The organism is Bradyrhizobium sp. CCGUVB1N3 (genome assembly GCF_024199925.1).
GTDB lineage: Bacteria > Pseudomonadota > Alphaproteobacteria > Rhizobiales > Xanthobacteraceae > Bradyrhizobium.
In genome coordinates this window covers 5,416,858-5,434,542 of sequence record NZ_JANADR010000001.1, presented here as the reverse complement: position 1 = coordinate 5,434,542, position 17,685 = coordinate 5,416,858, and the positions used below count along the sequence as shown (strand labels likewise).

Annotated in this window: 14 protein-coding genes; 5 read left to right on the top strand and 9 right to left on the bottom strand. The window is 64.6% G+C overall.

All coding sequences use genetic code 11. The features are described from left to right. The first annotated feature begins 104 nt into the window (after positions 1 to 104). The 5 genes from NLM33_RS25920 to NLM33_RS25900 all read left to right on the top strand — a co-directional run bounded on the left by NLM33_RS25920 (position 105) and on the right by NLM33_RS25900 (position 7,584). A complete protein-coding gene (locus NLM33_RS25920; protein ID WP_254100061.1) occupies positions 105 to 986 on the top strand; it encodes a hypothetical protein in 882 nt (293 codons plus the stop codon). Positions 987 to 1,314: 328 nt separating this feature from the next. Then, positions 1,315 to 2,505 (top strand): efflux RND transporter periplasmic adaptor subunit, encoded by a 1,191-nt coding sequence (locus NLM33_RS25915; protein WP_254100058.1) that lies wholly within the window; start codon positions 1,315 to 1,317, stop codon positions 2,503 to 2,505. A 163-nt stretch (positions 2,506 to 2,668) separates the two neighbouring features. Further along, entirely contained in the window at positions 2,669 to 5,827 is a 3,159-nt protein-coding gene (locus tag NLM33_RS25910; RefSeq protein ID WP_254100056.1) for a multidrug efflux RND transporter permease subunit, read from the top strand. 248 nt (positions 5,828 to 6,075) lie between these two features. Continuing rightward, complete coding sequence (locus NLM33_RS25905) at positions 6,076 to 7,203, top strand: AAA family ATPase (RefSeq protein ID WP_254100054.1); 1,128 nt, start codon at positions 6,076 to 6,078, stop codon at positions 7,201 to 7,203. A gap of 129 nt (positions 7,204 to 7,332) precedes the next feature. Further along, on the top strand, positions 7,333 to 7,584 hold the full coding sequence (locus NLM33_RS25900) for a hypothetical protein (protein ID WP_254100052.1): 252 nt from the start codon (positions 7,333 to 7,335) through the stop codon (positions 7,582 to 7,584). A 100-nt stretch (positions 7,585 to 7,684) separates the two neighbouring features. Here NLM33_RS25900 and NLM33_RS25895 read toward each other — a convergent pair whose 3' ends face one another. The 9 genes from NLM33_RS25895 to tkt all read right to left on the bottom strand — a co-directional run bounded on the left by NLM33_RS25895 (position 7,685) and on the right by tkt (position 17,390). After that, positions 7,685 to 8,470 (bottom strand): inositol monophosphatase family protein, encoded by a 786-nt coding sequence (locus tag NLM33_RS25895; protein ID WP_254100050.1) that lies wholly within the window; start codon positions 8,468 to 8,470, stop codon positions 7,685 to 7,687. Between the two features lie 183 nt (positions 8,471 to 8,653). Continuing rightward, positions 8,654 to 9,757 (bottom strand): tetratricopeptide repeat protein, encoded by a 1,104-nt coding sequence (locus NLM33_RS25890; RefSeq protein ID WP_254100048.1) that lies wholly within the window; start codon positions 9,755 to 9,757, stop codon positions 8,654 to 8,656. Between the two features lie 9 nt (positions 9,758 to 9,766). Further along, positions 9,767 to 10,441: a thiamine phosphate synthase gene (locus NLM33_RS25885; RefSeq protein ID WP_254100046.1), complete on the bottom strand. Its 675-nt coding sequence runs from the start codon at positions 10,439 to 10,441 to the stop codon at positions 9,767 to 9,769. A gap of 2 nt (positions 10,442 to 10,443) precedes the next feature. Continuing rightward, complete coding sequence (locus tag NLM33_RS25880) at positions 10,444 to 11,484, bottom strand: class I fructose-bisphosphate aldolase (RefSeq protein ID WP_254100044.1); 1,041 nt, start codon at positions 11,482 to 11,484, stop codon at positions 10,444 to 10,446. A 289-nt stretch (positions 11,485 to 11,773) separates the two neighbouring features. Continuing rightward, a complete protein-coding gene (fba, locus tag NLM33_RS25875) occupies positions 11,774 to 12,841 on the bottom strand; it encodes a class II fructose-bisphosphate aldolase (protein WP_254100042.1) in 1,068 nt (355 codons plus the stop codon). Positions 12,842 to 12,880: 39 nt separating this feature from the next. After that, positions 12,881 to 14,074 carry a phosphoglycerate kinase gene (gene pgk / locus NLM33_RS25870; protein ID WP_254100040.1) on the bottom strand — a complete coding sequence of 398 codons (1,194 nt, stop codon included), beginning with the start codon at positions 14,072 to 14,074 and terminating at the stop codon, positions 12,881 to 12,883. A 24-nt stretch (positions 14,075 to 14,098) separates the two neighbouring features. Then, the gene (locus NLM33_RS25865; RefSeq protein ID WP_254100038.1) at positions 14,099 to 14,242 is read right to left on the bottom strand and encodes a hypothetical protein; all 144 of its coding nucleotides are present in this window, start codon (positions 14,240 to 14,242) and stop codon (positions 14,099 to 14,101) included. A gap of 10 nt (positions 14,243 to 14,252) precedes the next feature. Further along, positions 14,253 to 15,260 carry a type I glyceraldehyde-3-phosphate dehydrogenase gene (gene gap / locus NLM33_RS25860; RefSeq protein ID WP_254100036.1) on the bottom strand — a complete coding sequence of 336 codons (1,008 nt, stop codon included), beginning with the start codon at positions 15,258 to 15,260 and terminating at the stop codon, positions 14,253 to 14,255. A gap of 147 nt (positions 15,261 to 15,407) precedes the next feature. Beyond that, a complete protein-coding gene (tkt, locus tag NLM33_RS25855) occupies positions 15,408 to 17,390 on the bottom strand; it encodes a transketolase (protein WP_254100034.1) in 1,983 nt (660 codons plus the stop codon). Positions 17,391 to 17,685: the final 295 nt, after the last annotated feature.

Here is a 17,685-nt window from a genome sequence, read left to right as displayed (position 1 = left end):
GCCTTTTCGGCGAGCCGCAATCTTAACCAAATTTCGAACTACGGCTCGAGCATTGGATCTGCCAACTGATTCGCTGAAGGATCGCGATCCCTGAGGATATTGCCATGGCATTTTTCAAGCGTGAGCTCGGCCCGGTCGAGCGCTTCGAGAGTGCACTGAAGAGCAGGCAGGCGGAGCGGCAAAAACTGGCCGACCAGCTTGGCCTTGCCGAATCCGTGCTTGCAGAAACACGTACCGCCGCCGAGCGGCTGGCAATGGCTGGCGCCGGCCATGCCAAGCTCGCGCGCGCGGAGGCCGAGCTGCGTTCGGTCGAGGATCGCGTCAAGACGGCGCGCGCGGCCCTCGGAGAAACCAACGAACAGATCGTCGCAACCGAGCGTGCACTGGCCGGCGCCATCGCGCAACGCGACCGCGAATTGCTTGCCGATCGTATCGAGGCGCTTGCGGCGGCGATCGATCTGGCCGTCCCGGGATTTGCTTCGGGCGCAGCCGCGCTGGTCGACGCCGTCGCCAAGGGTGCAGTGACAGTTGCGGAGGCGACCCGCTTCTCGGCCAGCGTGGACGACGTGCGTCGCGAGGTGCTGTCGGCCGCGGACCTGGTCCGCTGGGAGCTGAGGACACTGGCAGCGCGCACACGGGTGGGCAACGTCAACATCGCGCCGCCGCCGCCCGCCGCCACGTGCCCGCAGCTGCCGGAGGTCGAGCGGCAATTGATCTACACGCTCAATCCGCTCAAGTGGCAGGAGGGCAGCGAGTCGCGCAAAGCGCCTGCTTTCGCGCTGGTCGAACTGCCGAAGACGCTGCTGCCGATCGCCCTCCAGCACCAGCATGTGGACTATCTCAATGCGAGGCGCGTGCAGACCCTGATGCACGTTCATGGCAGCGGCGGGAGCCAGGACGAGACATCTTGGCACGATTCAGAGATCATCGATCTCGATGCCCTTGCCAACCAGGAGGAGGCGAGCCCGCGAGCTGACGTTGCTTGAGCGCGCGCGGCTGAACGCTGACGGTATCCTCGATTGCCTTCGACTCTATCCGGGACGCCACTACGCCCGGCGCTCGTTTCCTTGCGATGTTCTGTCGCAGTAGGGGGCCGTGGAGCCCGACTCACAATCCAGTGAGGCCTGAAAACGACCGCGAACTCAGCGCCCTAGCGCGTGTGACATTGAGCCGCCCGCACCATGCGTTGCGTCGCAGCACGCGCATTCTATTTTGACGACATCAGCCGCGCGGAATCGCTTCGACATTGTTGTTCCGTGCGTGTTGCCTTGTTCAACAACCCTTGTTCTCAACAACCTTGGGGCACCCCACTTAATGTCAGGACTTCGAGCGCGATCGGCATGCGTTGCAATGATGCTCGCGGCCTTTGCGCCGCTGCTAGCGGGCTGTGATGAATCCGCTTCCGCGGTCTCCGCTGCGCAGGCCCCTGAACCCGATGTCAGCATCGTCGTCGTCAAGCCTCAGGCCCGTGCCGTGGTGCGTGAGCTGCCCGGCCGCATCGCGCCGACGCGCGTCGCGGAGGTGCGGCCGCGGGTCTCCGGCATCGTGGTCGAGCGCCTGTTCCGCCAGGGCAGCGAAGTGAAGGCGGGAGAAGCGCTCTATCGCATCGATCCGCGCCCGTTCGAGGTCGAGGTGATGGCGAGCGAGGCCGGACTCGCCAAGGCCGAGGCTGCGTTGATGCAGGCGCAGCAACAGGCGCGCCGCATCGCCACGCTCACCAGCCAGCGTGCCGCGCCCGAGGCCGAGAACGAGAAGACGATCGCCGCCGAGCGCCAGGCCCAGGCCGAGGTCGAGGGCCGCAAGGCGGAGCTCGCGCGCGCCAGGCTGAACCTCGATTACGCCACCGTGCGCGCGCCGATCGACGGCGTTGTCGGCGCTGCGATCGTCAGCGAAGGCGCACTCGTGGTGCAGAACGAGACCAATCTGGCCACCGTTCAGCAGCTCGATCCGATCTATGCCGACTTCACCCAGTCGGTAACCGAGCTGAGCCAGCTTCGCCGCGCCTTCGAGAACGGCGATCTCGATCGCATCGCGGCCGATGCCGCCAAGGTGCGCCTCGTGCTCGACGACAACACGCTCTATTCGCTCGACGGCAAGCTGCTGTTCTCCGACGCCAAGGTCGATGCCCATACCGGGCAGGTGACGCTGCGCGGCGAGTTCCGCAATCCCAAGCGCGAATTGCTGCCCGGCATGTATGTCCGCGTCCGCATCGATCAGGGCATTGATTCCGATGCGATCGCGGTGCCGCAGCAGGCGATCCAGCGCAATGGCGGCGGCGGCAGCGAGGTGTTCGTCGTCAAGGACGACAACCGCATCGCGGTGCAGCCGGTGCGCACCGGCTCGGTGCAGGACGGCATCTGGTTCGTCACCGACGGCCTGAAAGCCGGCGACAAGGTCGTGGTCGAAGGCTTCCAGAAATTCGCCGCAGGCGACAAGGTCAAGCCGCAGTCCTGGGCCGAGGCCGATGCGACGACGGATGCCCAGCACGCCAAAGTGACACGGTAACTCTACAGCGTCACAAGTGCCTTGGCCCTCATCCTGAGGAGCCCGCTGGAAGCGGGCGTCTCGAAGGATGGCCGCGGGCGAGAGCCGGGCCTTCATGGTTCGAGACGCGCGTTCCGCGCTCCTCACCATGAGGGACTAGCGACACAACGAGGGTAACGGATAAATGCCGAGCTTCTTCATCGACAGGCCGATCTTCGCCTGGGTGGTCGCGCTGTTCATCTGTCTGGTCGGCGCGATCTCGATCCCGCTGTTGCCGGTCGCGCAATATCCGATCATCGCGCCGCCCTCGATCTCGATCTCGACGAGCTATCCCGGCGCCTCGCCGGAAAACCTCTACAACAGCGTCACGCGGCTGATCGAGGAGGAGCTCAACGGCGCCTCCGGCATACTCAACTTCGAATCGACCAGCGACTCGCTCGGCCAGGTCGAGATCATTGCCAATTTCGTGCCGGGCACCGACACCGGTGCGGCCTCGGTCGAGGTGCAGAACCGCATCAAGCGCGTCGAGGCGCGCTTGCCGCGCGCGGTGATCCAGCAGGGCATCCTGATCGAGGAAGCATCGAGCGCAGTGCTGCAGATCATCACGTTGAACTCGACCGACGGCAGCCTCGATGAGGTCGGGCTCGGCGACTTCATGATCCGCAACGTGCTCGGCGAGATCCGCCGCATCCCCGGCGTCGGCCGCGCCACGCTCTATTCGACCGAGCGCTCGCTTCGCGTCTGGGTCGATCCGGCCAAGCTCGTCGGCTATGGGCTGACGGCTGACGACGTCAACAAGGCGATCAGCGCGCAGAACGCGCAGGTCGCTTCGGGCAGCATCGGCGCCGAGCCGTCGACGGCGGACCAGCGCATCTCCGCGCTGGTGCTGGTCAAGGGCCAGCTTTCCTCTCCGGATGAATTCGGCGCCATCATCCTGCGCGCCAATCCCGACGGCTCGACCGTGCGCCTGCGCGACGTCGCGCGCGTCGAGGTCGGCGGCCTCAGCTACCAGTTCAACACCCGTCTGAACGGCAAGCCGACCGCGGGCCTCTCGGTGCTGCTGTCGCCGACCGGCAATGCGCTCGCGACCGCGAGTGCGGTCGAGGCCAAGATGAAGGAGCTATCGCGCTTCTTCCCGGCCAATATCAGTTATGAGATTCCCTACAACATCACGCCTGTCGTCGAGGCCTCGATCAAGAAGGTGCTGTCGACGCTGGTCGAGGCCGTGGTGCTGGTGTTCGTGGTGATGTTCTTATTTCTGCAGAACATCCGCTACACCATCATTCCGACCATCGTCGTGCCGGTGGCGCTGCTGGGCGCCTGTACCACGCTGCTGCTCGCCGGCTATTCCATCAACATGCTCTCGATGTTCGGCATGGTGCTGGCGGTCGGCATTCTCGTCGACGATGCCATCGTCGTGGTCGAGAACGTCGAGCGCATCATGGCGGAAGAGGGCCTGCCGCCGAAGGAGGCGACGCGCAAGGCGATGTCGCAAATCACCGGCGCGATCATCGGCATCACGCTGGTGCTGATGGCGGTGTTCGTGCCGATGGCGTTCTTCCCGGGGTCGGTAGGCATCATTTACCGCCAATTCTCCGTCACCATGGTCGCCGCGATCGGCTTCTCCGCGTTCCTCGCGCTGTCGCTGACGCCGGCGCTGTGCGCCACGCTGCTCAGGCCCGTCGCGGCCGGACACGGTCATGCGAAGAAGGGCGTGTTCGGCTGGTTCAACCGCATGCTCGAAGGCGGCAAGGAGGGCTATTCCCGCACCGTCGGCTTCTCGCTGAAGCGCACCGGACGGCTGATGCTGGTCTATGCCGCGCTCCTCGTCGGCCTGTCCTGGGCCTTCGTCAATTTGCCCGGCGGCTTTTTGCCCGTCGACGACCAGGGTTTCGTCACCACCGACGTGCAGGCGCCATCGGATTCGTCCTATGCCCGCACCGAGGCCGTGATCGAGAAGGTCGAAAAATATCTCGCGATGCGTCCCGGCGTAAAGGACGTCACCTTCCTCACCGGCTTCAGCTTCTCGGGCCAGGGCATGAACACCGCGCAGGCCTTCATCACGCTGAAGGACTGGTCGGAGCGTGGGCCCAAGGAGTCCGCTGCCGCGATCGTGTCCGACATCAACCGCGACCTGTCCTCGATCCGCGATGCAAAGATCTCGGCGCTCCAGCCGCCACCGATCGACAATCTCGGCAACTCCTCGGGCTTCTCGTTCCGCCTCCAGGACCGCGGCCAGAAGGGCTATGCGGCCCTGATGCGCGCGGCCGACCAGTTGATCACCGAGGCCAATGCGAGCCCGGTGCTGCAAAAGGTCTATATCGAGGGCCTGCCCGAGGCGGGCGTGGTCAATCTCGTGATCGATCGCGAGAAGGCCGGCGCCTTCGGCGTCACGTTTGAAGATATCAACAACACGATCTCGACCAATCTCGGCTCGAACTACATCAACGACTTCCCGAACCGCGGCCGCATGCAGCGCGTCGTGGTGCAGGCAGACGCGCGCGATCGCATGAAGACCGAGGACATCCTCAACTACAACGTCAAGAACAGCCGCGGCCAGCTCGTGCCGTTCTCCTCCTTCGCCACGGTCGAATGGTCGCGCGGGCCGACGCAGATCGCCGGCTTCAACTATTATCCGGCGGTGCGCATCTCGGGCGAGGCGAAACCCGGCTTCACCTCGGGCGATGCGATCGCCGAGATGGAGCGGCTTGCCGGCAAACTGCCGCGTGGCTTCGGCTATGAATGGACCGGGCAGTCGCTGCAGGAAAAGCTGTCGGGCTCGCAGGCGCCATTCCTGCTCGCGCTGTCGGTGTTCGTGGTGTTCCTGTGTCTCGCCGCACTCTATGAGAGCTGGACCATTCCGCTCGCGGTGCTCTTGACCGTGCCGCTCGGCGTCACCGGCGCCGTGATCGCGGCGATGCTGCGCGGGCTTCCCAACGACGTCTATTTCACCGTCGGCCTGATCACCATCATCGGCCTTGCCGCCAAGGATGCGATCCTGATCATCGAGTTCGCCAAGGATCTGCGCAAGGAGGGCAAGCCGCTGGTGGACGCCACCATCGAGGCCTGCCGCCTGCGCTTCCGCCCGATCCTGATGACCGGCCTTGCCTTCATCTGCGGCGTGCTGCCGATGGCGATCGCGCACGGCGCAGGCGGTGCCAGCCAGCAATCGCTCGGCTCCGTCGTGATGGGCGGCATGATCGCGGTGGTGATCCTGGCGCTGCTGATGGTGCCGGTGTTCTTCGTCTCCGTGCAGCGCGTGCTGGCGGGAGACAGGGAGCCGAAAGCCGTGAAGGCCGGCGAGGCGTACGGGCCGCCTGCGCCGGTCCATACAAGCCACTGACGCGTCTCTCCGTCATTCCGGGGCGTACGAAGCACGAGCTATTGTGCGCAATTGCGCACCTGAGAATCCATCGTGCCACCATTGATGAGGATCAATGGATTCCGGGCTCGCGCCAAGAGGCGCGCCCCAGAATGACAATGCGGAGAGCTTGCCTTCTCGGGTTAGTCAATCCAGACTGCATCCCTGGATTGAAGGCCGTGTGCGCATTGCACCGCGAATGCACACAGCCTCCCGATTGAGAGCATGTGATGCGTCCGACCGACATTGCGATCTCGAACTATCGCTCCATCCGGCGGCTCTCGATACCCATCCATCCTTTGTCCGTGTTCGTCGGCGAGAATGGTGTCGGCAAGTCCAATCTCTACAAGTCCCTGTCGCTGTTGCGCGACGCGGCCGCCGGGCGGATCACGCGCACGATCGCCGATGAGGGCGGATTGAATTCGGTCTGCTGGTCCGGTCTTCGCAAGCGCGGCGAGGATGGGCGACTGCGCTTGTCGGTCAGGTTCGACCGTCTCAGATATTCCATCGAGATCGGATTTCCCGGCCCGCTCGAGGCGGCGTTTTCCGGCGAGCCGATGATCAAGACCGAAAGCATCGAGGCGACGCAGGGCAAACGAACGGTTCTGCTGATGGAGCGGAAAAACTCGCTCGTCAGCGTCCGCACCGACAGCGGCGCATGGAGCAGCCACAAGGATGCGGTGCTGCCGTCTGAGCCGGCGCTCGCGGGCTTTTACAACGGCAAGGAATGCCCCGAGATCGATGTAATCAGAAACGCGATGCTGGGCTGGCGCTTCTATCACGACTTTCGCACCGATCCGGCATCACCGATACGAAAGCCGTGTCTCGCGATCACGACGCCCTCGCTCAGTGCCGATGGCAGCGATGTGGCTGCGGCCCTGGCGACGCTCTATACCATCAGGGAAGACGCCACCGACCTCCAGGATGCCATCCAGGATGCCTTCCCGGGCGCCGAGCTCCGTGCATGGGAAGAAAATGGTTTCTGCGAATTCGACCTGCAACTGGAGGATATGCCGCGGCCGTTCAGGGCACATGAACTGTCCGACGGGACGCTGAAATACATTTGCCTGCTCGCGGTCTTCATGGGCTATCGGCTTCCGCCGTTCATCGCGCTGAACGAGCCCGAGACCAGCCTGCATCCCTCGCTCTTGGCGCCATTGGCCCGCCTGATCGCCAAGGCCTCAAGCCGCGCCGACATCTGGATCGTCACCCATTCGGAACAGCTGATGGAGGCATTGCGGAGCGAGAGCTCCGTTCCGCTTCGCCGGGTCATCAAGTCGAAAGGCGCCACGACAATCGAGGGCCTGACTCTTGGCGGCGAGTATCGTGAGGAGGAATCGGACGATGATGATTCCTAGCCGTTGCAGACCGAGCCTTCGTGCACCGAAGCGAGAATCCCTACGAAAGCTTCACTTTCTCTGGCGGAACCCGGCGCCGGCAAATGTGTTTGCCCGCGGGGTTAGGGGGTCCACGGAGAGATCGTCCAGATGTTGAAGAAGATTCTTGCGGCTGCCGCTGTCGGCACCGGCGTGCTTGTGATGTCGACCTTCACTGCGTCGGCAGCAATCGTGTGTCAGGGCCACACCTGCTGGCACACGCATGAGGCCTACGACTTTCCCCACGAAGCAGGCGTCGTCGTCCACGAGGACAATTGGCACTGGGGTCCGCGCGAAAAGTTTGCCTTCCGCGAGCACGAGGGCCGCGGCTATTGGCACGGCCGCAAATGGGTGGCGTGGTAATCTGCAGTACGACGTGAGACCGGAGGCCGCGATGTTGCGGCCTCCATTCGTCCGGTCTTACGCAAGGGGCGTGAAGGAACGAAGTGAGGAAAGTTTCCCCTTACTTCCGCAAAATCTTCACCAGCTCCCCGTGCACGAACTCATTGCCGCAGACGACGTTGCCGGTGACCAGCGCATCACCCGGCGTCGCGATATCGCTCACGGTGCCGCCCGCTTCGCGCACCATGATCATGCCGGCGGCGATGTCCCAGGACTGCAAATTGCGCTCCCAGTAGCCGTCGAGGCGGCCGGCGGCGACGAAGGCGAGGTCGAGGGACGCGGCGCCGAAGCGGCGCAGCCCTGCGACCTGGTCCTGGATCGCCGTCATCTCGCGGCGGAAGGATTCGTGGTCGCCGCGGCCGATATGGGGCAGGCCGCAGGCGATGACGCATTCGTTGAGCTGGCGGCGGCCGGCCACCCGCAGGCGCTGGTCGTTGAGGAAGGCGCCCTTGCCGCGCTCAGCGATGTAGAGCTCGTCATTGGCGGGATTGTAGATCACGCCCGCGATCACGGTGCCCTCGCGCGCCAGCGCGATCGAGATCGCGAATTGCGGAATGCCATGCAGGAAGTTGGTGGTGCCGTCGAGGGGATCGACGATCCAGGTGTGGCTCTTGTCGGTGCCGTCCCGCGTGCCACCTTCCTCGCCGATGAAGCCGTAGCCGGGCCGCGCCTTGGCGAGGTCCTGGTAGAGGATCTCCTCCGCGCGCTTGTCTGCGAGCGAGACGAAATTCGCCGGACCCTTCAGCGAGACCTGCAAGTGCTCGATCTCGCCGAGATCGCGCTTGAGGCTGCGGCCGGCGCGGCGCGCGGCCTTGACCATGACGTTGATAGTTGCGGAATACAGCATGGGATCAGTCTTGATTGGGGAGAATTCGGCCCTAAAGCGCGATGAGACTGGGATAAATCGTCATCGCGCTTTAGGTTGTTGTTTGAGCATGATCTTTTCGGAAAACCGCTACGCACTTTTCCGGATCATACTCTAGCCGCTGGATTTGGGGACTGGGTGCCCTGCGGCCGGGCTGGCGTCAAGTCATTTGGTCCCGAGCCATTTCTTGGCGGCGGCCTCAGCCTTGGCCCGGTCCTCAGGGGGCAGATCGGCCAATTGCTTGTCGAGATCGGGATCCCCCTTGCCGCCGGTCTTGGCAACCAGGTGCCATTTGAAACCCTCGATCTTGTCGGCCTGCGTGCCCATGCCGTTGATCAGCACCAAGGCCAGCCGGTTCTGCGCGATCGGGCTGTTTTGCCGGGCCGCCTTGCGGAGCATGGCCACCGCGGCGGGCATATTCTTCGGCGTGCCGGTGCCATTGAACAGCGCGATCGCATATTCGACCTCGGCATCGACATTGTCGGCAAGCGAGGCGGCCTGGAGCAGCCGTACCGCGCGCTCGATGTCCTTCGGCACGCCGGTGCCTTCCTTGTAGAAGGTTGCCAGCGCGTATTGCGCCTCGGGCAGGCCGGCGTCCGCGGCCTGGCGCAGCAGTTCGGCCGAGCGCTTGACGTCCTGCGGCAGCGTCTGCCCGTCGAGATAGAGCAGTGCGAGATTGTAGGCGGCCTTGGGCTCGCCGAGCTTGGCGGAGGAGGCGAGCAGTTTTACCGCATCGCCCTTGTCGACCGGGCCGCCGCGGCCGGCCATCCGCATCATCGCGAGCTCCAACATCGCCTGACGGTCGCCCGCATCGGAGGCGCGCTTGTACCATTCGTTCGCCTTGGCGTAATCGCGCTTGATGCCGAGCGCGTTGGAATAGAGCTGGCCCAGCATGGTCATCGCCTTGGGATCACCGGTTTGCGCGCGCGCGGTGGCAAGATCGAAGGCGGTCTTGTACTGGCCGCGCTGATAGGCGCCGTAGACAAGATCGGCATTGGAGTTGTCGGTCGCCGGTGCCGGAATCACGGTCGCGGCCGGCGGCGGGCTTGGCGAGGCCGACGGCTTTGGCGCCGGCGCGGCCTCCTTCTTCTTGGTGATCGCGTGCGGCTTGGCCGCAGATTTTTCCTTGGAGTTTTCCTTGGAATTGTCCTTGGGCTTCTCGGGCGCGGGGCTGGGCGTTGCCGCCGGCGGTGTCAGGGAGAGCTGCGCGGTCGCAGGCGTGGCGAGGAGTAACAGCGTCAGGAACGATGTGGAGAGCAGGGGCTTCATGATCGGCTGCTAGCCATGCTCCCGGTTTGCGGGCGCATCCGCATAGGCCTTCTTGATCGCGGCTTCCGCGTCGATGAGCGCAGCCTTCGGCCCGCGCGGATCGGCCCAGATGAAATCGCCGACCAGCACGAAATCCGCGCCCGCGGTGGCGAACTCGAAGGCTTCCGCCAATGTGGTGGCAAAGCCGATGCAAGGCGGCTCGAACAGCTCGGCCCACCAGTCGAGCCGTTCCGCGATCGCCTGCACCGAGGGCCGCTGGCCGTCTGCGTCGGGCTCGCCGAACAGCACGTAATCCGCGCCCATCTCGCCTGCGCTCATGGAATCATGCCGCGTGGCGAGCCCGCCGACGCCGGCGATGCGATCCGGTTTCAGCGACGGCATGGCCTCTTCGAGCGCGGCGATGCCGGTCAGATGCGCGCCGTCGGCCCCGCCGCGCGCGACCAGCTCGACATGGCCGTCGAGCAGCAACGCCGCGCCGGTCTTCTGGACGACCGGCGCCAGCGCCTTCACCCGCGAGATCATCGTGCGCTGGTCGGTTTCCTTCAGCCGCACCAGCACGGCGGCGACGTCGGCGGCGGCGAGCAGAGCGGGCAGCTCGCCGAGAAGCGAAGCGGGATCGTCGACGAGCGGCGTCGCGAGATAAAGCCGCGGCGCCGGGCGCGCGGGAGCGGAGTTGTTCGACAAGTCTAGGCCGCCTTCTTTTCGAGCCCGCTGTCCCATTCGCCGCGGCTGGCGAGCGCATTCATCCGCGCGCGATGGGCGAAGGCCCTTTGACCCGCCGCGACGTTTTCTGCCTTGCCCGACCAGGCCTTCTGCGGCGCGGCCTGGAGCGCGCGGCCATAGGAGAAGGTCAGCCGCCACGGCAGCGGGCCAAGCCTGTTCATGGCATCGAGATGCGCGGTTGCCTCCTCGTCGGATTGGCCTCCGGAGAGGAATGCGATGCCGGGCACTGCGGCCGGCACGCAGGCCTTGAGGAGGCGCACGGTCTTCTCGGCAACCTCCGCAACGGAGGCCTGCTTGCCGCACTTCTTGCCTGAGACTGCCATGTTGGGCTTCAGCACCATGCCTTCGAGCGCGACGCGCTGCACGCGCAATTCCTGGAACGTCTTGTTGAGCACGCGCTGCGTGACGTCATAGCAGCGGTCGATGTCGTGGTCGCCGTCCATCAGCACTTCCGGCTCGACGATTGGCACGATCTGCGCGGCCTGGCAAAGCGCCGCATAGCGCGCCAGCGCATGCGCGTTGACGCTGATCGCGGTCATCGAGGGGATGCCCCGGCCGCCAGTGCCGCTGCCGATGTCGATCACCGCGCGCCATTTGGCGAAGCGCGCCCCGCGCTCGTAGTACTTCTTGAGGCGGTCGGCGAGCTTGTCCAGCCCGACGGTGACGAGCTCGCCGGCGCACATCGGCAGGGCTTGCGTGCCTTCATCCACCTTGATGCCGGGAATCGCGCCGCTCTCTTCGATCAGCTTCACCAGCGGGGTGCCGTCGCGGGCGTTCTGCCAGATCGTCTCGTCATAGAGGATGACGCCGGAGATGTGCTGGCTCATGGCGTCCTTGGAACGAAACAGCATCTCGCGGTAGTCGCGGCGGTTGTCTTCGGTGGATTCCACGCCGATCGCGTCAAAACGCTTCTTGATGGTGCCGGAGGATTCGTCGGCGGCGAGGATGCCCTTGCCGGGCGTAACCATGGCCTGTGCGATCTTGTTGAGCTCAGTCAGATTCATCGAGAGGTCCTCCCAAAACGATTCTGCCTTGCCCGCGAAAATAGACCGTTCTCGGGCAATTGCCGAGTTAACGTTGGTCGCAGGGTAAAGGGGGGGATCGGCTGGGTATGCGTTGGGTCTGGCTGGCGACCGTTCACCTCGCCCCGCTTGCGGGGAGAGGTCGGATTTTACGCGAAGCGTAAAATCCGGGTGAGGGGGACTCTCCGCGAATCCACTGTTACCGCATTCGCTGAGGCAGCCCCTCACCCCGACCCTCTCCCCGCGAAGGGCGGGGAGAGGGAGGGATAGATCACGCGATCTTCGGGGTGAACTCGCCCTTGGCGTAGCGCTTGGCCATTTCGGCTGTCGTCAGGACGCGCTTGATCTTGGAGGCCTGGCCTGCGGTGTTGAACTCCTGGAGCCGCTGCTTGCACAGCTTGGTCATGGCTTCCATGGCCGGCTTCAGGTACTTGCGCGGATCGAACTCTTCCGGATTGTCCTTCAGGACCTTGCGGATCTGGCCGGTCATCGCCATGCGGTTGTCGGTGTCGATGTTGATCTTGCGCACGCCGTTCTTGATACCGCGCTGGATCTCGGCGACCGGCACGCCCCAGGTCGGCTTCATCTTGCCGCCGTTGGCGTTGATGATCTCCTGAAGCTCCTGCGGCACCGACGAGGAGCCGTGCATCACAAGATGCGTGTTCGGCAGCTTGCGGTGGATCTCCTCGATCACGTTCATGGCGAGGATGTCGCCGTCCGGCTTGCGGGTGAACTTGTAGGCGCCGTGCGAGGTGCCCATCGCGATCGCGAGAGCGTCGACCTGGGTCTCCTTGACGAACTTCACGGCCTCGTCGGGGTTGGTCAGGAGCTGGTCGTGCGACAGCTTGCCCTCGGCGCCGTGGCCGTCTTCCTTGTCGCCCATGCCGGTCTCGAGCGAGCCGAGCACGCCGAGTTCGCCTTCCACCGAGATGCCGCCGAGATGGGCCATGTCGGTCACGGTCTTGGTGACGCCGACATTGTAGCCCCAGTCACCAGGGGTCTTGCCGTCGGCCTTCAGCGAGCCGTCCATCATGACGGAGGTGAAGCCGGCCTGGATCGCGGTCATGCAGGTCGCCGGCTCATTGCCGTGGTCGAGATGCACGCAGACCGGGATGTGCGGATAGATCTCGGTCACCGCGTCCATCATGTGCTTGAGCATGACATCGTTGGCGTAGGAGCGCGCGCCGCGCGAGGCCTGGATGATGACGGGCGCGTCGACCTGGTTGGCCGCGTCCATGATCGCCAGCGCCTGCTCCATGTTGTTGATGTTGAAGGCCGGCACGCCGTACTCGTTCTCCGCAGCATGGTCGAGCAATTGACGCAACGTGATCCGAGCCATCTGTGTTTTTCTCCCGTTTGGGCCTTCCGGCCAACTAACTTACTTGGTGCGCAAAACTTCGACGCCAGGCAGGGGCTTGCCTTCCATCCATTCAAGAAATGCGCCACCGGCGGTCGAGACATAGGTGAAATCGGAGCCGACGCCGGCCTGGTTGAGCGCTGCGACGGTGTCACCACCACCTGCGATCGAGATCAGCTTCTTCGCTTTGGTGCGTTCGGCAGCGTGCTTGGCGGCTGCCACGGTGCCGCGGTCGAACGGCTGAAGCTCGAAGGCTCCCAACGGGCCGTTCCAGACCAGGGTTGCCGCATCGTCGATCGCGGCATGGATGCGCACGACCGATTGCGGGCCGACGTCGAGGATCATGCCGTCGGCCGGGATCGCGTCGAGGCCGTAAGCATGGGACGGCGCATTGGCGGCGAAATGATAGGCGACGGTGGCGTCCACTGGGAGGATGATGGCGCAGTTCGCGGCCTCGGCCTTCTCCATGATGCGCACGGCGGTCGCAGCAAGATCCTTCTCGGCCAGCGACTTGCCGACCGCGACGCCCTGGGCGTGCAGGAAGGTGTTGGCCATGCCACCGCCAATCACGAGCGCATCGACCTTGCTGACGAGGTTTTCCAATAGGTCGATCTTGGTCGAGACCTTGGCGCCGCCGATGATCGCGATCACGGGCTTGGTCGGCGCTTCCAGCGCCTTCTCCAGCGCATCGAGCTCGGCCTGCATGGTGCGGCCGGCATAGCCCGGCAGCTTGTGGCCGAGGCCTTCGGTCGAGGCGTGGGCGCGGTGCGCGGCGGAAAATGCGTCATTGACCCAGATGTCGCCGAGCTTTGCGAGCTCCGCGACGAAGGCCGGATCGTTCTTTTCCTCTTCCTTGTGGAAGCGGGTGTTTTCCAGGCACAGGATGTCGCCATCGTTCAGCATAGCCACGGCCTTGGCCGCGGGCTCGCCGATGCAGTCGTCGGCAAACGCAACGGGCCGCTTCACCACTTTCGACAGCGCTTCTGCGACCGGCGCGAGCGACTCCTTCGGATCGCGGCCCTTGGGCCGGCCGAAATGTGCGAGCAGGATGACCTTGCCGCCCTTGTCCGCGATCTCGGTGATGGTCGGCGCGACGCGCTCGAGCCGGGTCGCATCCGTGACGCGCCCATTGTCCATCGGCACGTTGAGATCGACGCGCAGCAGCACGCGCTTGCCCTTCACGTCCACGTCATCGAGGGTGCGGAAGTTTGTCATGAAATCACCGCCACGCGTACTGGTTTAGGGGGAATAGTCGCCGCCATAGTGCGTCGGCGGATCCCCCTCCTGCTTGTTTGTGACCTTCATGCCCTGTCGGAATCCGTAGACGACAATCGCGAGCAGCAATATCGCGCCGGGAATTCCGATCCAGGCAGGAAGCGTCATCGCGCTTCCTCTAGAGCACCTTGCTCATCGCAACGGCGGTGTCCGCCATGCGGTTCGAGAAGCCCCACTCGTTGTCGTACCAGGACATCACGCGCACCAGCGTGCCGTTCTGTACCTTGGTCTGGTCCTCGTGGAACGTGGAGGAGTGCGGGTCGTGGTTGAAGTCGATCGAGACGTTCGGCGCCGTGGTGTAGCCGAGGATGCCCTTGAGCTGCTGCTCGGAGGCGCGCTTCATCGCCGCGTTGACTTCCTTCGCGTCGGTTGAGCGCTTTGCGACGATCTTGAGGTCGACGACCGAGACGTTCGGGGTCGGCACGCGGATCGCGACGCCGTCGAGCTTGCCCTTCAGCTCCGGCAGCACGAGGCCGATCGCCTTGGCTGCGCCCGTCGAGGTCGGGATCATCGACATCGCCGCGGCACGGCCGCGGTAGAGATCCTTGTGCAGCGTGTCGAGCGTCGGCTGGTCGCCGGTGTAGGCGTGGATCGTGGTCATGAAACCGGTCTCGATGCCGACGAGGTCGTTCAGGACCTTGGCGACCGGCGCAAGGCAGTTCGTCGTGCAGGAGCCGTTGGAGACGACCAGGTGATCCTTGGTCAGCGTGTCGTGGTTGACGCCGTAGACGATCGTCGCATCGGCGCCGTCAGCGGGCGCGGAGACCAGCACGCGCTTGGCGCCGGCGGTCAGATGCGCGGAGGCCTTCTCCTTGGCGGTGAAGATGCCGGTGCATTCCATCGCGATGTCGATGCCGAGATCCTTCCAGGGCAGCTTGGAGGGATCGCGCTCGGCGGTCACCTTGATCTTGCCGGTGCCGAGGTTGATCGTGTCGCCCTCGACGGTCACGGTTCCCGGGAAGCGGCCGTGCACGGAGTCGAAGCGGAGCAGATGCGCGTTGGTCTCCACCGGTCCGAGATCGTTGATGGCGACCACCTCGACGTCCTTGCGGCCGGACTCGGCGATGGCCCGCAGGATGTTGCGGCCGATGCGGCCAAAACCGTTAATTGCAACGCGGACTGCCATCTTTCGTCTCCTTCAATGACCGTTGTCATCCCGCAGAACGCAGCTAGCGCGCCTGCGAGGGTTTTTTAGGGCGGACGCCCGGTTCGGCCGGGCGGTACTTGATCATATGGAGAGCTTGGTAGTCCTTTTTTCCGGCAAGCTCAACTCTCAGGAAACGCGCTTCACGACAGCGTTAATCGCAGCCTCGGCGGTAATTCCAAAGTGCTTGAAAAGGTCCTTGGCAGGCGCGCTCGCACCGAAGGAATGCATGCCGATAAATTCACCATCCTGGCCGATCACGGCGTCCCAGCCCCAGCGCACCGCGGCCTCGATCGCGACCTTGATCGGCGCGTTGCCGATGATCGCGGCACGCTTGGCCTCTGGTTGCGCTAACAAGAGCTCGAGCGAGGGCACCGAGACCACCCGCGTCGGGATGCCGCGCTCGGCGAGCTGCTTCTGGGCAGCGACCGCTATCTCGACCTCGGAGCCCGAGGCGAACAGCGTTGCCTTGGCTTCGCCTTGGGCTGCGACCAGCTCGTAGGCGCCGTACTGGCAGGGGTTCTCGTTGGCGGAGCTGCGGAGCTGCGGCAGGTTCTGACGCGTCAGCGCCAGCACCGTCGGCCCGTCGGTGCGGTTCAGCGCCAGCTCCCAGCACTCGGCGACCTCGATGGAATCGCAGGGGCGGAACACACGCATGTTCGGAATCGCGCGCAGCGCGGCGAGATGCTCGACCGGCTGATGGGTCGGACCGTCCTCGCCAAGCCCGATGGAATCGTGGGTCATCACGTAGACGACACCCGCGCCCATCAAGGCGGCAATGCGCATCGCCGGCCGCGCATAATCGGTGAACACCAGGAAGGTCGCGCCGTTCGGCGCGAAGCCGCCATGCAGGAAGATGCCGTTCATCGCGGCACACATGCCGTGCTCGCGGATGCCGTAATGAATGAAGCGGCCCTTCGGCGTCTTGGCGGAGAAGGCGACCGCCGACTTCGCCTTGTTGTTGTTCGAGCCGGTGAGGTCGGCCGATCCAGCCAAAAACTCCATCGGCATCGCGGCCGCGATCGCCTCGATCGCCGCCTCCGAGGATTTGCGGGTCGCGACGTTGAGCGGGTTTTCCAGAAGGCCCTTCTTGTGCGCCTTCAGCGCCTTCGCCAGCGACGCCGGGCGCTCATGGCGCAGGCGGCGCTCGAATTCGGCGCGCTTGCGGCTGCCGAGTTCACCAATCCGCGCTTCCCACTCCTGCCGTGCAGCCGCGCCGCGGCTGCCAGCCGCGCGCCAGGCCTTGAGCACGTCGTCTGGCACCGAGAACGGCTCGAGCGAGATGCCGAGATTTTCCTTTGCGGCCTTGAGCTCGTCGGCGCCGAGCGCCTCGCCATGCACTTTCGCGGTGCCGGCCTTGTGTGGCGCGCCGTAGCCGATGGTGGTGCGGCAGGCGATCAGCGTCGGCTTGTTGGATTTCTTTGCACGCGTGATCGCGGCTGATATCGCGGCCTGATCCTGGCCGTCGATCTTCTCGGCAGCCCAACCCGCCGACTTGAAGCGCTTCACCTGGTCGACCGAGTCTGCGATCGAGGTCGGGCCGTCGATCGAGATGCCGTTGTCGTCATAGAGCACGATCAGCTTGTTCAGCTTCCAGTGCCCGGCCATCGCGATCGCTTCCTGCGACACGCCTTCCATCAGGTCGCCGTCGGAGGCGAGCACATAGGTGTGGTGGTCGACGATCTTCTTGCCGAACTCGGCGGCCAGCATCTTCTCGGCGAGCGCCATGCCGACCGCGGTGGAAATGCCCTGGCCGAGCGGGCCGGTCGTGGTCTCGATGCCCTTGGTGTGGAAGTTCTCGGGGTGGCCGGGGGTCAGCGAGCCGAGCTGGCGGAACTGCTTGAGCTGGTCCAGCGTCATGTCCGGATTGCCGGTCAGGAACAGCAGCGAATAGAGCAGCATCGAGCCGTGGCCCGCCGACAGCACGAAGCGGTCGCGGTCGGGCCAGGCGGGGGCCTGGGCGTCGAATTTCAGGAACTGTGTGAACAGGACGGTGGCGATGTCGGCGGCACCCATCGGCAGGCCGGGATGGCCGGACTTGGCCTTCTCGACCGCGTCCATCGAGAGCCCGCGGATCGCATTGGCCATACGGGTGGGGTCGACCTGCGTCATGTCTGAAATCCGTCTGAAATGAGGCGCTTGGTGGCGGTGTACGCCCGCGCGGGAAGGAGCCTTTCGGCCGCTGAGGGTCGGGGCTGGATAGCATCTCGGTTCCGGGAGTCCAAGGCAATCGAACGTCGGGCTGACCGTAAAAGTTGCTTGGGCACAATCCGAAAAGTGGAGACCGGTTTTCCCTCGCGACAAACACGGAACGCGTTTGCGCAGGGAGCGTGCCCCCGACAAACGGTGCATAGTTTCAAGGCGGCGTTGCGCTTGGCTTCCCTGCCACGTAAATTTCTGCTTCTAA

Coding starts and splice junctions, on each gene's coding strand:
- gap (WP_254100036.1), bottom strand. CDS start 15,260: ATGGCAGTCCGCGTTGCAATTAACGGTTTTGGCCGCATCGGCCGCAAC.
- NLM33_RS25905 (WP_254100054.1), top strand. CDS start 6,076: ATGCGTCCGACCGACATTGCGATCTCGAACTATCGCTCCATCCGGCGG.
- NLM33_RS25910 (WP_254100056.1), top strand. CDS start 2,669: ATGCCGAGCTTCTTCATCGACAGGCCGATCTTCGCCTGGGTGGTCGCG.
- NLM33_RS25890 (WP_254100048.1), bottom strand. CDS start 9,757: ATGAAGCCCCTGCTCTCCACATCGTTCCTGACGCTGTTACTCCTCGCC.
- tkt (WP_254100034.1), bottom strand. CDS start 17,390: ATGACGCAGGTCGACCCCACCCGTATGGCCAATGCGATCCGCGGGCTC.
- pgk (WP_254100040.1), bottom strand. CDS start 14,074: ATGACAAACTTCCGCACCCTCGATGACGTGGACGTGAAGGGCAAGCGC.
- NLM33_RS25865 (WP_254100038.1), bottom strand. CDS start 14,242: ATGACGCTTCCTGCCTGGATCGGAATTCCCGGCGCGATATTGCTGCTC.
- NLM33_RS25915 (WP_254100058.1), top strand. CDS start 1,315: ATGTCAGGACTTCGAGCGCGATCGGCATGCGTTGCAATGATGCTCGCG.
- NLM33_RS25880 (WP_254100044.1), bottom strand. CDS start 11,484: ATGAATCTGACTGAGCTCAACAAGATCGCACAGGCCATGGTTACGCCC.
- NLM33_RS25900 (WP_254100052.1), top strand. CDS start 7,333: ATGTTGAAGAAGATTCTTGCGGCTGCCGCTGTCGGCACCGGCGTGCTT.
- NLM33_RS25895 (WP_254100050.1), bottom strand. CDS start 8,470: ATGCTGTATTCCGCAACTATCAACGTCATGGTCAAGGCCGCGCGCCGC.
- NLM33_RS25920 (WP_254100061.1), top strand. CDS start 105: ATGGCATTTTTCAAGCGTGAGCTCGGCCCGGTCGAGCGCTTCGAGAGT.
- fba (WP_254100042.1), bottom strand. CDS start 12,841: ATGGCTCGGATCACGTTGCGTCAATTGCTCGACCATGCTGCGGAGAAC.